The sequence below is a fragment of the Xanthomonas campestris pv. phormiicola genome, from assembly GCA_025666215.1.
GTDB classification, from domain to species: Bacteria; Pseudomonadota; Gammaproteobacteria; order Xanthomonadales; family Xanthomonadaceae; genus Xanthomonas_A; species Xanthomonas_A campestris_A.
On record CP102593.1, the window covers coordinates 3,919,510 to 3,934,024 of the forward strand.

The window sequence follows — 14,515 nt, forward strand, 5'->3', positions numbered from 1 at the left end:
GCACATGCGCTGGGCCTGCATCCTGCTGCCGCAACTGGCGCTCGACACGGTGCTGCGGCGCTGGCCGACCCCGGACCAACCGCTGGCGCTGCTCGCCGGCCCGCCGCAGCGGCGCACGCTGAAGGCGGTCAACGCCGCCGCACGCGCGCGCGGCCTGCAGCCCGGGCAATCGCTGGCCACCGCGCAGGCGCTGTGCGACCGCTTCGCCACCGCCCTGCACGATGCCGGGGAAAGCCGCCGCTGCCAGCAGTTCCTGGCGGCGTGGGCGTACCGCTTCAGCTCGCTGGTCAGCACCGACTATCCCGGCGCGCTGCTGCTGGAGATCGAGGCCAGCCTGGGCCTGTTCGGGCCCTGGCCGCGCTTCGAGGCGCGCCTGCGCGAGGAGTTGACGGCGTTGGGCTTCCGCCACCGCATCGTGGTCGCGCCGCATCCGTTGGCCGCGCGCGTGCTGGCCAACGCGCACGACGGCATCGCCCTGCTCGACAACGCCGCGCTGCACGGCGCGCTGGGCCAATTGCCGATCGCCCGCGCCGGGCTGGAACCGGGCCTGGCCGACGCCTTCGCGCGGATGGGCCTGCGCACCCTGCAGCAGCTGTTCGCGCTGCCGCGCACGGCGCTGGCGCGGCGCTATCCGCCCACGCTGCTGCAGCACCTGGACGCCTTGCGCGGGCAGGCGCCGCTGCCGCTGCAGTACTACCTGCCGCCGGACCGCTTCGATGCGCGGCTGGAACTGGGCTACGCAGTGGAATCCAGCCAGGCGCTGCTGTTCCCGCTGTGCCGGCTGACCGCCGACCTGGCCGCGTTCCTGGCCGGGCGCGACGGCGGCGTGCAGCGCTTCCAACTGCACCTGGAGCACGAAGGCCTGGCCGACAGCATGGTGCCGGTCGGCCTGCTCGCCGCCGAACGCGAGGCGGCGATGCTGTTCGAACTGGCGCGCGGCCGCCTGCAGCAGGCCAGCGTGCCGGCGCCGGTACAAGCGCTGCGCCTGCGCGCCGACGAACTGCCGCCGTTCGTGCCCGCCGCGCGCGAACTGTTCGACGACCGCGCGCAGCAGGCGCTGCCCTGGGAACAGCTGCGCGAACGCCTGCGCGCGCGCCTCGGCGACGACGCGGTGCACGGCCTGCGCGCGCATGCCGACCATCGTCCCGAATGGGCGTGGCGCGCCGACTCCGGCAAGCCCGCGCAGGCAGGCAAGACCAACAAACCGACCGCGCCCCACATGGCCGCGTCTACCGCGCTGCCGCGCCCCGGCTGGCTGCTGACCCGGCCGATCCCGCTGCGCGAACGCGATCCCGAGCGCCTGGCCGGCCCGGAACGCATCGAAAGCGGCTGGTGGGACGGCGACGACGTGCGCCGCGACTACTACATCGTGCGCACCCGCCAGGGCCAGCGCGCCTGGGTGTTCGCGCCGGCCGACGCGCCGGACGCGCTGATGCTGCACGGCTGGTTCGCATGAGCCACGGCCCAACGCGTCCACGCTTGCGCGCCGTGCCGGCGCCGGTCGCGCAGCCTGCGCCGGCGCACGCCGGCACGCCTGCAGCCGCGGGCACGACGCTACCGGACTACGCCGAACTGCACTGCCTGTCGAACTTCAGTTTCCAACGCGGCGCCTCGCATGCGCGCGAACTGTTCGAACGCGCGGCTCGCCACGGCTACCGTGCGCTGGCGATCACCGACGAATGCACCCTGGCCGGCATCGTGCGCGCCTGGCAGGCGGCCAGGGACACCAGCCTGGCGCTGATCGTCGGCAGCGAATTCCAGCTCGAACACGGCCCCAAGCTGGTGCTGCTGGCCGAGACCCTGCACGGCTACCAGTGCCTGTGCCGACTGATCACCCTGGCCCGCCGTCGCGCCGACAAGGGCACGTACCGCGCCCTGCGCGCGGACTTCGACGACGATCTCGATGGCCTGCTGTGCCTGTGGCTGCCGCACGACGACGGCGACGACGCGGCCGACGGCGCCTGGCTGCAGGCGCGCTTCCCGCAGCGCCTGTGGCTGGCGGTGGAACTGCTGCGCGGCCCCGACGACGACGCCCTGCTGCACGCGCGCCTGACGCTGGCCCGGCGCCTGCACCTGCCCGCCGTCGCCAGCGGCGACGTGCACATGCACGCACGCGGCCGCCGCGCGCTGCAGGACACGCTGACCGCGATCCGCCAGCGCCTGCCGCTGAGCGAGGCCGGCGCGCACCTGTTCGCCAACGGCGAGCGCCACCTGCGTCCGCGCGCGACCCTGGCCACGCTGTATCCGCACGCGCTGCTGACCGAGTCGGTGCGCATCGCGCAACGCTGCACGTTCGACCTCGGCCAACTGCGCTACCAATACCCGCACGAACTGGTGCCGCCCGGGCAGACCCCCACGCAATGGCTGCGCACGCTCACCGAACGCGGCGTCATCGAGCGTTGGGGCGAAGCCGGCGCACCCGAGAAAGCGCGGCGCCTGATCGAACACGAACTCGGCGTGATCGAACGCCTGCAGTACGAATCCTATTTCCTCACCGTCTACGACCTGGTGCGCTTCGCCAGATCGCGCCACATCCTGTGCCAGGGCCGCGGCTCGGCGGCGAACTCGGCGGTCTGCTACGCATTGGGCATCACCGCGATCGACCCGGACCGCATCGGCATGCTGTTCGAGCGCTTCATTTCCGAGAAGCGCAACGAAAAGCCCGACATCGACATCGATTTCGAGCACGACCGCCGCGAGGAAGTGATCCAGTACATCTTCAGCCACTACGGCCGCGAGCGCGCCGCGCTGACCACGGTGGCGATCCAGTACCACGGCCGCAGCGCGGTGCGCGACGTGGCGCGCGCGCTCGGCCTGCCCGGCGACAGCATCGACGCGCTGGCCTCCACGCTGGGCCAGTGGGACGACGACGTCCCGCCGCACGAACGCCTGCGCGAACGCGGTTTCGATCCGGATACCGCGCTGATGCGCCGGCTGCTGGCGCTGAGCGCCGAGCTGATCGGCTTCCCCCGCCACCTGTCGCAGCACCCCGGCGGCTTCGTGATCTCCGAACATCCGCTGCACACGCTGGTGCCGGTGGAGAACGCGGCGATGGCCGAGCGCACCGTGATCCAGTGGGACAAGGACGACCTGGAACTGGTCGGGCTGATGAAGGTGGACGTGCTCGCGCTGGGCATGCTCAGCGCGCTGCGGCGCACGCTGGACCTGCTGCGTGCGCACCGCGGCCGCGATCTGGACCTGGCCAGCATTCCCGCCGAAGACGAGCAGACCTACCAGATGATCCAGCGCGCCGACACCATCGGCGTGTTCCAGATCGAATCGCGCGCGCAGATGGCGATGCTGCCGCGACTCAAACCGCGCGAGTTCTACGACCTGGTGATCCAGGTGGCGATCGTGCGCCCCGGCCCGATCCAGGGCGGCATGGTGCATCCCTACCTGCGCCGGCGCAGCGGCGAGGAACAACGCGACGACTTGCCGGAGAAATTGAAGGAGGTGTTCAAGCGCACCCTTGGAGTGCCGCTGTTCCAGGAACAGGTGATGCAGCTGGCGATCGTCGCCGCCGACTACCTACCGGGCGAGGCCGACCAGCTGCGCCGCTCGATGGCCGCCTGGAAGCGCCACGGCGGGCTGGAACCGCACCGCGAGAAGCTGACCAACGGCATGCTGAAAAACGGCTACAGCGCCGAATTCGCCGCGCGCATCTTCGAACAGATCAAGGGCTTCGGCAGCTACGGCTTCCCCGAGAGCCACGCCGCCAGTTTCGCGCTGCTCACCTACGCCAGCTGCTGGCTCAAGTGCCACGAACCGGCGGCCTTCACCTGCGCGTTGATCAACAGCTGGCCGATGGGCTTCTACAGCCCCGACCAATTGCTGCAGGACGCGCGCCGCCACGGCCTGCAGGTGCGTCCGGTGGACGTGCGCTACAGCGACTGGGATTGCGGATTGGAAGCCTACAGCGCCGATCCGGCGGTGCAGCCGGCGATCCGCCTGGGCCTGCGCCTGGTCCGCGGCCTGGCCGAAGACGCCGCGTTGCGCCTGCAGCAGGCGCGCACGCAGGCGCCGTTCCGCGACCTCGCCGACCTGTGCCAGCGCGCCGCGCTCGACGACAAGGCGCGTGACAGCCTGGCCGACGCCGGTGCGCTGAAACCGCTGGCCGGGCACCGCCACCGCGCACGCTGGGCCGTGGCCGGCGTCGAAGCGCAGCGCCCACTGTTCGAGCCGCTCGCCGCCACTCCGGAACAGCAGGTGGCATTACCGCTGCCCAGCCTCGGCGAGGACATCCGCGCCGACTACGCGACCATCGGCACCACCCTGGGCAAGCACCCGCTGACCTTGCTGCGCCGGCAACTGCAAGCGCGCCGCTATCGCCACTCCGCCGAACTGCGCGCCCTGCCCCACGCCAGCGCGGTCGCCATCGCCGGCCTGGTGACCATGCGCCAGCGCCCGCAGACCGCCAGCGGCGTCACCTTCCTCACCCTCGAAGACGAACACGGCCTGGTCAACGTCGTGGTCTGGCGCCGCCTGGCCGACCGCCAGCGCCAGGCGCTGATCGAATCCAGGCTGCTGGCGGTGCGCGGCCGCCTGGAGACCGCCGACGGCGTGCGCCACCTGATCGCCGGCCACCTCGAAGACCTGACCCCGCTGCTGCTCGGACTGGACATCCGCAGCCGCGATTTCCATTGAGCCGATGAGCACGACGCTGCATGCCTTGCGCGTCGAACGGGCCGGCGCTGTTATTGCGCGGGCGCATCCGCTGCACGGCCGCACGCCTGCATCGCCTGTTGCACCGCATCCGCTTCGCCCAGGCGTTCGCGGTAGATGGTGGCGGCCAACTCGCGCCTGGCCTTGCTCGACCCGATCGAACCGTGACTGGCGATGTCCGACAACGGCCCCCCCAACTGGCGATACCTGGCCACGAGCCTGGCCGTCGCGGCCATGCTGTCGCACTCCACCGGTGCCGCCTGCACCGGCGCGCACACCATCAGCAAACACGAAAAACCCAGCGCGGCGAGTGTCTTGTTCATAGCTGCTCCCAAGCGGAGACGAAGACCGCCATCCCCATGCGGCCGCGCAGGGTTGAAGCGCTGCAGCTCATCGCTGCACAGCACTGCAGCGCGCGGCGCGGCATCGCCACACCACCACCGAGAGCACCGGCAAACAGGCCGCAGCGGCATCGGGCCGCGCGTATCGCCATCCGCTCAGTGCGGACAGCGCCGATGGACGATAGCCAACGCAAACGCCACCGCCAGGCGTGTTGCGACGAAACCCGGCGGCGGCGGATCGAACAATCGGATCAGCGGCGCGAAGTGCGACAGCAACGCCGCCGATGTCCACCGAGCGCGCAAGCACGGACAACGGCCTGCACCGTCCGATCACCAACGATCGCCGCCCGTGGAAGACCTGGCTGCGCTGTCGCAAGCGCTGGATGCCCGCAGCCAATCTCGGACGAGGCAACAAGGCCCCGGATGCCGCCGGATCAAGTGCAGCACATCGAGCTTGCAAACGAGACCGTCACCTTGCCGTTGGCCTCGCGCCATGCGGCGGCATCCAAGGTGAAGCGCCCCGGGAAACCCGGGGCGGTTCAGAATTCATACATGGCGTCGTTCCTGAAGTGCTAACGGCAACCAGTACACGTATTCGGCCCGATATTTACCAACTTGCCGGCCGCCACTCAGACGATATCCAACGCAGCAGGGAGCGCTCAACTCAAGCGCCAAACCGCAGGGGTGACGATTCCAAAACCTGCCATACGATCTCGCTTTCAAGAGGGTGCCATCGGCGTCGGACTCAACACATCGCACGCAACCGGCCAGACTGCGCCGCCATCAACATGGACTGCTTGCGCTACGCCCACCTGGCCCTGGACTAGCTCGGCAGGACAAGCGGTCGTGTTCTCAGGCGGACAGCGCCTTGAGCACATGTTTAGGATCGTTCTTGATCGCCCGCAGCAACGCCTTGGCGGGGCCGGTCGGCGTCCGACGGCCCTGCTCCCAATTGCGTAGCGTGCCGATCTGCACATCGATCACCTGGGCGAACTTGGCCTGGGAGAGGCCTGTAGCCGCGCGCACTTCCTTGACCTTGATCGCATCGACATGGAACTCGCGCGAAGGAACGCGCTCGCCACGGACGATCTCGTCCATCTGCTGCACGCTTTCCATCAGCTCTTCGAAGAACTTGCTCATGAATACCTCCAATGCTCGATGATGCCCTTGAGCGCCTTGCGCTCGGCGTTCGTCAGATCACGCTGCTCGTTCTTGGGATAGATCATCAGCAATGCGATGGTGTCTATGGAAACGAAGTGGTAGTAGATGACACGGGCACCACCTCGCTTCCCATGCCCCTTGGCGGCGACGCGCACCTTGCGCAGCCCGCCCGTTCCTTCGATCAGATCCCCGGCTTCTGGATTCTCGCGCAGCACTACCTGGAACGTGCTGTAGGTCTCGTCGTCCAACAATTCCTTGACGCGCCGGGTGAACAGCGGTGTCTCCACGAGAATCATGAGCAATGCTATCCGCCTGGCCCGAAGTACGTCAATGGCGTACTCCGCGCACCCTGAACGGAATCCGGGATGGGTCGTCACCAACCCGAGCCAGAGTCGCCAAAGGAGACCACCTCCCAGGCTACCTGCCCAGCCTTGCCAGCAGCCTCTGCACGCCTTTCCAACCCCAATACACCCGATGGCACGCGATCAGGCCGCACGCATCCAGGTCCATGACTTCCACCAGATCGACCTGATCGCCGTCGGGGGTTTCTCGCGGATATTCCCACACCACCTGGCGGTGGGATGCATGGCAACGGCCGCTGCGATACCAGCGGCCGAGGCCGTTTTCGGGCTGGGCGAAGGACGCTGCGAAAAACGTCCTGATGGTCTCCCGTCCCTGCAGTCTTCCATCTTGCCGCTCTGCGGAGACCACATAGGCCAGGGGCGTTTCCAGCATCGCGTCTTCCGCATACAGTGCCATCAGCGCATCCAGATTCCGCTCGACAACGCTTTTGTGCCATTGCTCGAAGATGCGGCGGGCATCGCCCTCCGATCCGTTCGATCGCGCTTCGATTTCGCTCATGCAAGACACTCCGATGTAGTGCACTGCAGTCTAGGAACCTGGGCGCGCTGTCGCTTCGATGCGTATCGAAGCGTTCAAGCAAGGCGCGGTCTATGATGGCCGTGCCCGCCAGGAGTGCACACGATGCCGGTCGAACAGCCCAAGCTTGCCGCGACCGCGTTCCTCATCGCCGATCCCGCCCGCGCCGCCATGTTGATGGCGCTCGTCAACGGGCGAGCACTGCCTGCCGGCGAACTCGCCTTCGCTGGTGGCGTCACGCCGCAGACGGCCAGTTCGCACCTGTCGAAACTGCTGGACGGCGGCTTGCTGGCGGTCGAGGTCCAGGGCCGCCACCGCTACTACCGGCTGGCCGGTTCCCACGTCGCGTTCGCCCTCGAAAACCTGGCGACTCTCGCCGCGCCCGTGGCACCGCGATGCCGGAAAACAGCACGCAAGCAGCAATCGCTGACCTTGGCCAGATGCTGTTACGACCACCTGGCGGGGCGACTGGGCATCGCGGTGACCGAAGCGCTGGAGCGGCGCGCGCTGATCGCCAGACAAGACGACAAGCAATACGCGGTGTCCGCCGAAGGCAGCGCATGGTTCGCGCGGATGGGCCTGGACGTTGCGCGCCTCGTCCCGACCAGGCTCGGCATCGCGCGGCAGTGCCTGGACTGGACCGAACGCAGGCACCACCTCGCCGGACCACTCGGCGTCGAGTTGCTTGCGCTGCTTTGCGCCAAACACTGGCTGCGCCGCGAACAGGGCACGCGTGCGATCCACGTCACCGACATCGGCTGGGCCGGCCTGCAGAGCGAACTGGGAATCGGCCGGCTTGCCGGGGACGAACTCGAACTGGATCGCTAAGGCGCTTGTACGAGTGAAGCATCCAGCGCATAGCGGCGCTGGCAATGCTCGCAGAAGAAGGCGCGCCGCTGCGCCTTGCCGAGCTGCTTGCGATAGGTCAGCAGATGGCCGTCGCGCGGACAGGTGGTCTTGGTGTGCACCTGGTAGTGCTTCTTCAGCACGAAGGCCTTCTTCCAGGTGTAGAAATCGAAGCTGTACTCGCGTGCCTGCATCACCAGCTCGGCCAGCTTGCGCGGCGGCAACGCCCCGATTTCGCTCTCCGGATGTACACGAATGCGGAATAGCACCTCGTTCTTGATGATGTTGCCGACCCCGGCGAACACGTCCTGGTCCAGCAACGCATCGGCGGCCAGCGTGCGCGGCCGCAGGCGCAACTTGCGCCGCGCCTGCGCCGCATCCCAGTCCGGGTTCATCACGTCCCCACGCCAGTCGTAGGCCTCGTCCAGCGCGCCCTCGATGAACTTGACCGAACACGCGTAGAAGTTCAGCTCCTCGCCCTTGGCGAAGCCCAGGCTCAACCGTGGCGACGCATCCTTGCGCGCATTGATCCGGTAGCTGCCGAACAGCAGCAAATGGATGCGCACACTGAACCCGTCGAACTCGATCAGGAAGTGCTTGCCCCAACTGCGCAGCGACAGGATCTTGCGGTTGCGCATCCGTTCCAGGTCCAGCTTGCTGTTGCCGGACACCCGCAACACCTTGCGCCCCGCGAACGCGGCCGCTTCTTCTTTCAGGATGACGATCGAAGGACCTTCAGGCATGGCTGAAGTATCGATAGCAGGCGTGAGCGGATCGTGAGCTCAACCGAGCTATAACGGATCAATGAAAACCCACTTGGGGATTCAGCACTTCATTACAAATAAATACTCCCGTTTCTACAGACTCCCAAGACGCCAGCATTTCATAGAAGCAAAAAAGCACCTAGCGAGCGCACACATGAAGATCAATGGCATGACCGATGAGCATGATTTCAGCACACACCTTCGCCAACTTAGTTACTTAGGTGACAGCTGCTATCGCTCCCGTCGATAATCCAAAATCTGTCGCTGCATTTCCTCTCTCGCACTCTGCCCAATCTTCACGTAAATGGGTCCCCACGGAGTACCTACACCCGCACGAACTAGTCGAATAATCAACCATGGCGGCAGCTGCACATCGCCCAAATAAGAGCCGAAGGACTTTTCTGCAGTTCCATAACGAAACGATTCGCCTCTTTGGATGTTTGCTGGGAGCTTGTTGTTGAAAGGATGTCGCCAATCATTTGCTACAGCTCCCCCCCCACTTCATCCAGCGCCGTACCCACGGCTTGAATTCGAGAAAGCAGTTATGGATATAAATCGAATGAGTCCCGAGGTTACTCACCTGATACATCAGTACTCTAGTGTCCAAGTCAGGAGGAAAAAGGTAAATATCGAGGCTACCCTTGGCCTGTGGCTTGTCAGATCGACGTGCTATGTAAAGCGCGGTGACCACCGCTGCCAACGAAGCAATTCCAGAGAACCACGTTGCGACATCACCCCAATCGACGTCCATCACCACGTTACAGATCGTCGAAGTTGCCGACATTGCAAATCCTCCTCGCAGGACGGTTGCAGGACGGCAAAAAGCCGGCACTGTGGCCGGCTTTAAATACCGCGAAACTCCATCTAACGTCAAACCTCTAGATGGTGGGCGGTGCAGGGTTCGAACCTGCGACCCTTGCCGTGTGAAGGCAATGCTCTACCGCTGAGCTAACCGCCCGTGTCGCGAGCCGCACATTATAGGGCCGCTGCGGCTGGCGTCAACGCCCCCGTCGGCGGCGCCTGCGCATGCCTGGCTACATGGTCTGGGTCGGCTTGTCGGCGTTGAGGGTGCCGGCCAGCTGGGTCTCGATCCTGTTGCGGATGGTCTCGCCTTCGCTGTTGTCCGGCAGCTGCACGCCGATGCCGGCGGTGCGGTTGCCCTGCGCGCCCATCGGGGTCACCCAGATCACCTTGCCGGCCACCGGCAGGCGTTCGCTGGAATCGGGCAGGGTCAGCAGCAGGAACACTTCGTTGCCCAGGACATAGCGCTTGGGCGTGGGCACGAAGATGCCGCCGTTCTTCACGAACGGCATGTACGCGTTGTACAGCGCCGCCTTGTCCTTCACCGCCAGCGACAGGATGCCCTGGCGTCCGCTCATCGCACTCATCGTTGTCCCCCTCTCCGGACCGGGCGATCGCCATCGCGCCAGGCCAACAACAGTTCCGCGATGGCCAGGTCGCCACGGACGGTGGTGCGCAGCAGGTCGCGGGTGCGGTTGGCTGCGTCGAACCAGGCGGCCAGCTTGTGCAATCGCGCCGGGTCGGTCAAGCCGGCCTGCGAGGCCTGCGCCAGCGCCAGGTCGGCGGCATGGCCCAGGCGCTGCTCGGCGAAGCCGTCGGCGCTCCAGCGCTGCGCCGCCTCGACCGTGCCCAGCTTGCCCGCGGCGACCTGCTCCAGGTCCGCGGCCACCTGCCGGCGCAGCTTCAGGCCGTCCTCGCGCAGCCACTGCGCGGCCAGGCCGGGGTGGCCGCGCGCGGCGGCCAGCGCTTCGCGCGCGGTCTTTTCCGGAAACTCCTGGGCCAGCAGCCAGGCGATCGCCTCGTCGGCCGGCGGCAGCTTGAACTCCAGGCGCTGGCAGCGGCTGCGGATCGTCGCCGGCAGCCGCGCCGGCTGCGCGCTGATCAGCCACAGGTAGCGGCCGGGTTGCGGCTCCTCCAGGGTCTTGAGCAGGGCGTTGCAGGCGGCGCGGTTGATCGCGTCGGCCGGGTCCACCACCACCACCTGGGCGATGCCGTACTGCGGGGTCAGCGACAGCTTCTGCGAGATCTCGCGCACCTGTTCGATGACGATCTCGGTGCGCAGCTTGTCGCCGGTGCGGTTGGGAATGAACGAGATCAGCTGCAGGTCCGGATGGGTGCCGGCGGCGATCAGCTGCGCGCTGCGCAGGTTCGCCGCCGGCTCGCCCTGGCCGAGCACGTGCGCGGCCAGCTTCAGCGCCACCGCGCGCTTGCCCAGGCCGTCCGGGCCGCAGATCAGCAGGCCGTGGCCGAGCCGGCCGGCGTCGAGCGCGGCCACAGTCTGCTCGTAGGCGCGCTGCTGCCAGGGCGCGAAGGGCAGCTCACTCATGGCGTGCGCTCCTGCTGCACCCAGGCCGCCAGCGCCGCGGCCACGTCGTGGGCCACCGCCTGCGGCGGCTGGCTGGCGTCGATGGTGCGGAAGCGCTGCGGGTCCTGCGCGGCGCGCTGGCGGAAGCCGGCCCGCACGCGCTGGAAGAAATCGTCCTGCTCGCTCTCGATCCGGTCCGGCCACAGGTCGCGGCCGCTGGTGCGGGCGCGGCCGATCTGCACGTCCAGGTCCAGCAGCAGGGTCAGGCCCGGCTGCAGGCCGACCGCGCGCCGCTCCAGGTCGGCGATCCAGGCTCGATCCAGGCCGCGGCCTTCGCCCTGGTAGGCGTAGCTGGAATCGGTGAAGCGGTCGCTGACCACGTAGGCGCCGCGTTGCAGCGCCGGACGGATCACCTCGCGCACATGCTGGGCGCGCGCGGCGAACACCAGCAGCAGTTCGGTCTCGGCGGCCAGCGGCTCGGCCGGCTGCAGCGCCGGCGCGTTGTTGAGCAGCAGCTCGCGAATGCGCTCGGCCAGCGGGGTGCCGCCGGGTTCGCGGGTCAGCAGCACCTCGTGGCCCTGCGCCTGCAGCCAGTCGCGGATCGCGTTGATCGCGGTGGTCTTGCCGGCGCCCTCGCCGCCTTCCAGGCTGACGAAGCGATGGTGGCGCAGCACGGCCTCGCTCATGGCGTCACCGCCGCGCCGCTGCGCGCCTGGCGCAAGCGCTGCAGATAGCGCGCCACCGCCGCGGTGTGCTCGGCATAGCTGGCGGAGAACACGTGCGCGCCGCTGCCGTCGCCGACCGCGACGAAGTACAGGCTGTCGCCGGGCGCCGGGTTGGTCGCCGCGCGCAGCGCGTCGCGGCCGGGCATGGCGATCGGGGTCGGCGGCAGGCCGCTGCGGGTGTAGGTGTTGTACGGGGTATCGGTTTCCAGGTCGCGTTTGCGGATGTTGCCGTCGTAGGCGCTGCCGATGCCGTAGATCACGGTCGGATCGGTCTGCAGCTTCATGCCCTGCTGCAGGCGGCGCACGAACACGCCGGCGATCTGCGGACGCTCGGCGGCCAGGCCGGTTTCCTTCTCCACGATCGAGGCCAGGGTCAGCGCCTGCTCCGGCGACTGCAGCGGCAGCCCGTCGACGCGCGCGTCCCAGACCTCGGCCAGCGCCTTGTCCATCGCCGCATGGGCGCGCTGCAGTACGTCCAGATCGCTGTCCTCGCGCTGGTACAGGTAGGTCTCCGGCAGGAAGCGGCCTTCCGGGTGCTGCCCGGGCTGGCCGAGCTTGGCCATCAGTTCGCTGTCGCTGAGCTCGGTGGCGACGTGGCGCAGCGGCGTGGCCGCGTTCAGCGCCGCGCGCAGCTGGCGGATGTTCCAGCCTTCGACGATGGTGAAGCGGTAGTGGATCACCTGGCCCTTGCGCATGCGGATCAGCAGTTCGCGCGGCGTCAGCGCCGGCTGCAGCGCGTATTCGCCGACCTTGAGCTTGCCGGCGGCATCGAGCTGGCGCGCCAGCAGTTGCCACTGCAGGTTGCTGCCCTGTTCGACCCCGGCCGCACGCAGCTTGCGCAGCACGCCGTTGAACGAATCGCCGCGTGCCACCTCCACGCTGGGCTGCGCCGCGTGCAGCGGCTGCTCGGCGAAGGCGCGATAGCCCTGCCACCACCACGCGCCGGCCGCGGCGGCCAGCAGCGCAAGCACCAGCAATGTCGCCATCAGGGTCAGACACCCGCGTTTAGCCCAAGCCACGGCCACCTCGAAGCGAATTCAACGGGGTGCAGGATACCGCGCGGCCGGCACCGGCCGGTATCGCGAGCGCGCCGCTCACGGTTCCAGCGCGCGCAGCAGGCCGCGCGCCTTGGCCCGGGTCTCGTCGAGTTCGCGCTCGGGCTGCGAATCGACCACGATGCCGGCGCCGGTGCGGAAATGCGCCTGCGCGCCGTCCACTTCGGCGGTGCGGATCAGGATGTTCAGGTCCATGTCGCCGTCGCGGTTGAGCCAGCCGAACGCGCCGGTGTAGGCGCCGCGCGGCACCTGTTCCAGCTCGGCGATGATCTGCATGCAGCGCACCTTGGGGCAGCCGGTGATGGTGCCGCCGGGGAAGGTGGCGCGGATCACCTCGCCGGGGCTGACCCCGGCGCGCAGCCGCCCGCGCACGTTGCTGACGATGTGGTGCACGTGGGCGTAGCTCTCCACCGTCATCAGCTCGTCGACCTCGACGCTGCCCGGCGCGCAGACCCGGCCCAGGTCGTTGCGCTCCAGGTCGATCAGCATCACGTGCTCGGCGCGTTCCTTGGGGTGCCCGACCAGTTCGCGGATGCGCGCGGCCTCGTCGTCGCCGGGCGCGCGCGGGCGGGTGCCGGCGATCGGCCGGGTCTCGACCACGTCGCCGCGCACCGACACCAGCCGTTCCGGCGAGGAACTGACCACCGCGCGGCCATGGCTGGCGAACAGGCCGGCGAACGGCGCCGGATTGGCGCGGCGCAGCTGCGCGTACAGCGCGGCCGGGTCCAGCGCGGCGGCGAAGCGCGCCGACCAGCGCCGCGACAGGTTGACCTGGAACACGTCGCCGGCGCGCAGGTAGTCGAGGATGCGGCGCACGCCGTCGACGAAACGCGGCGGCGGGTCTTCGTCGATCGCCAGCGGCGGTGTCCAGGCCGGCAGCGGCGCGGCGGCGGGCACGGCCTGCAGGTCGGCGAGCAGCGCGTCCAGCAGCCCGGCATGCGCGGTTTCCGCCAGCGCCACGCACTCGCCGCTGGCGTGGTCGCGCAGCAGCGCGGCCGGGCAGCGCAGCGCCAGCGCCGTCGGCGTGGCCGCCGGCCCCTGCGGCAACCGCAGCACCGGCTCCACCTGCGCCGCCAGTTCGTAGTCCAGCAGCAGCGCCCAGCCGCCGCGGAACGGCCAGCGCGGCTCGTCGCGCGCGCAGCGTTCGGCCTGCCATTGAGCGTCCAGCGCGGCCAGGAAATCGCCGGCGACTGCGGCCCCCTGCAGGTCGCGGGTGATGCCATCGCGGTCCAGGCGCAGGCCCTCGCCGCCGGCGATCAGCAGCAGGTCCCAGCGGCCCTGCGCGGTGCCCGACGCCGCCGATTCCAGCAGCAACGGATAGCGCTGCGGCGCCAGGCGATGCAGCGCCAGCAGATCGGTGTCGGCCGGCAGGGGAACGGTACGCAGCATCGAGGACCCGGAGGAAGATGGAGGTGATGCGGACGCAGGCGGCGGTGCACCGTTCACGTGCAAACGATCGGTGTCTCTGCAACTGCGCGCCGGCGGATGCATCCGGAGCAACGGCGCAGTCGCGGCGATCGCATCAACCGACGCCACCACCGCAGCATCGTGCCGGCCCACAGGCCGTTGGCTCGGCCCCGATCACGGCTGCGACCGCCCTGACGTGGATCAGCGCTGTGCCAGCGCAAACGCTCAGGCATCAGCGCTGCCAGTCCGCTCGCCAAAAGCGAGGCGGACACGCCGCCCACTACAAGCGCGGTTCACGCACAAACGAACAAGCTCGAACAGGGGGCGAAAACGGAACGCTCTTGCCAAT

13 protein-coding genes and 1 tRNA gene are annotated in these 14,515 nt (G+C 68.5%); 3 read left to right on the forward strand and 11 right to left on the reverse strand.

The window, feature by feature from the left end; all coding sequences use genetic code 11:
• Positions 1-4: 4 nt before the first annotated feature.
• Positions 5-1,456 carry a DNA polymerase Y family protein gene (locus NRY95_16290; protein ID UYC15273.1) on the forward strand — a complete coding sequence of 484 codons (1,452 nt, stop codon included), beginning with the start codon at positions 5-7 and terminating at the stop codon, positions 1,454-1,456.
• Entirely contained in the window at positions 1,453-4,644 is a 3,192-nt protein-coding gene (locus NRY95_16295; protein UYC15274.1) for an error-prone DNA polymerase, read from the forward strand. The genes NRY95_16290 and NRY95_16295 overlap by 4 nt, the downstream gene beginning before the upstream one ends.
• A gap of 50 nt (positions 4,645-4,694) precedes the next feature.
• Here the strand turns inward: NRY95_16295 and NRY95_16300 are convergent, their stop codons facing one another.
• The 4 genes from NRY95_16300 to NRY95_16315 all read right to left on the reverse strand — a co-directional run bounded on the left by NRY95_16300 (position 4,695) and on the right by NRY95_16315 (position 7,025).
• Positions 4,695-4,985 (reverse strand): hypothetical protein, encoded by a 291-nt coding sequence (locus tag NRY95_16300; GenBank protein UYC15275.1) that lies wholly within the window; start codon positions 4,983-4,985, stop codon positions 4,695-4,697.
• An 870-nt stretch (positions 4,986-5,855) separates the two neighbouring features.
• Positions 5,856-6,143 (reverse strand): helix-turn-helix domain-containing protein, encoded by a 288-nt coding sequence (locus NRY95_16305; protein UYC15276.1) that lies wholly within the window; start codon positions 6,141-6,143, stop codon positions 5,856-5,858.
• The gene (locus NRY95_16310; GenBank protein UYC15277.1) at positions 6,140-6,460 is read right to left on the reverse strand and encodes a type II toxin-antitoxin system RelE/ParE family toxin; all 321 of its coding nucleotides are present in this window, start codon (positions 6,458-6,460) and stop codon (positions 6,140-6,142) included. Before NRY95_16310 ends, NRY95_16305 begins: the two co-directional genes overlap by 4 nt.
• 121 nt (positions 6,461-6,581) lie before the next feature.
• Positions 6,582-7,025, reverse strand: coding sequence for a nuclear transport factor 2 family protein (locus NRY95_16315; protein UYC15278.1), 444 nt, complete (start codon positions 7,023-7,025; stop codon positions 6,582-6,584).
• Between the two features lie 123 nt (positions 7,026-7,148).
• Between NRY95_16315 and NRY95_16320 the strand changes: the two genes are divergently transcribed.
• On the forward strand, positions 7,149-7,871 hold the full coding sequence (locus NRY95_16320) for an ArsR family transcriptional regulator (GenBank protein ID UYC15279.1): 723 nt from the start codon (positions 7,149-7,151) through the stop codon (positions 7,869-7,871).
• Here NRY95_16320 and NRY95_16325 read toward each other — a convergent pair.
• The 7 genes from NRY95_16325 to NRY95_16355 all read right to left on the reverse strand — a co-directional run bounded on the left by NRY95_16325 (position 7,868) and on the right by NRY95_16355 (position 14,148).
• Positions 7,868-8,632 carry an endonuclease gene (locus tag NRY95_16325; GenBank protein UYC15280.1) on the reverse strand — a complete coding sequence of 255 codons (765 nt, stop codon included), beginning with the start codon at positions 8,630-8,632 and terminating at the stop codon, positions 7,868-7,870. The two genes, NRY95_16320 and NRY95_16325, sit on opposite strands and share 4 nt — an antisense overlap.
• Positions 8,633-9,536: 904 nt before the next feature.
• Positions 9,537-9,611, reverse strand: a tRNA-Val gene (locus NRY95_16330).
• A gap of 76 nt (positions 9,612-9,687) precedes the next feature.
• Positions 9,688-10,041, reverse strand: a complete 354-nt coding sequence (locus tag NRY95_16335) for a PilZ domain-containing protein (GenBank protein ID UYC15281.1) — start codon at positions 10,039-10,041, stop codon at positions 9,688-9,690.
• A complete protein-coding gene (locus NRY95_16340) occupies positions 10,038-11,000 on the reverse strand; it encodes a DNA polymerase III subunit delta' (GenBank protein ID UYC15282.1) in 963 nt (320 codons plus the stop codon). The genes NRY95_16335 and NRY95_16340 overlap by 4 nt, the downstream gene beginning before the upstream one ends.
• Positions 10,997-11,665: a dTMP kinase gene (gene tmk, locus NRY95_16345; GenBank protein UYC15283.1), complete on the reverse strand. Its 669-nt coding sequence runs from the start codon at positions 11,663-11,665 to the stop codon at positions 10,997-10,999. Before tmk ends, NRY95_16340 begins: the two co-directional genes overlap by 4 nt.
• Positions 11,662-12,690 carry an endolytic transglycosylase MltG gene (gene mltG / locus NRY95_16350; GenBank protein UYC15284.1) on the reverse strand — a complete coding sequence of 343 codons (1,029 nt, stop codon included), beginning with the start codon at positions 12,688-12,690 and terminating at the stop codon, positions 11,662-11,664. The genes tmk and mltG overlap by 4 nt, the downstream gene beginning before the upstream one ends.
• A 108-nt stretch (positions 12,691-12,798) precedes the next feature.
• Complete coding sequence (locus tag NRY95_16355; GenBank protein ID UYC15285.1) at positions 12,799-14,148, reverse strand: aminodeoxychorismate synthase component I; 1,350 nt, start codon at positions 14,146-14,148, stop codon at positions 12,799-12,801.
• Positions 14,149-14,515 lie beyond the last annotated feature (367 nt).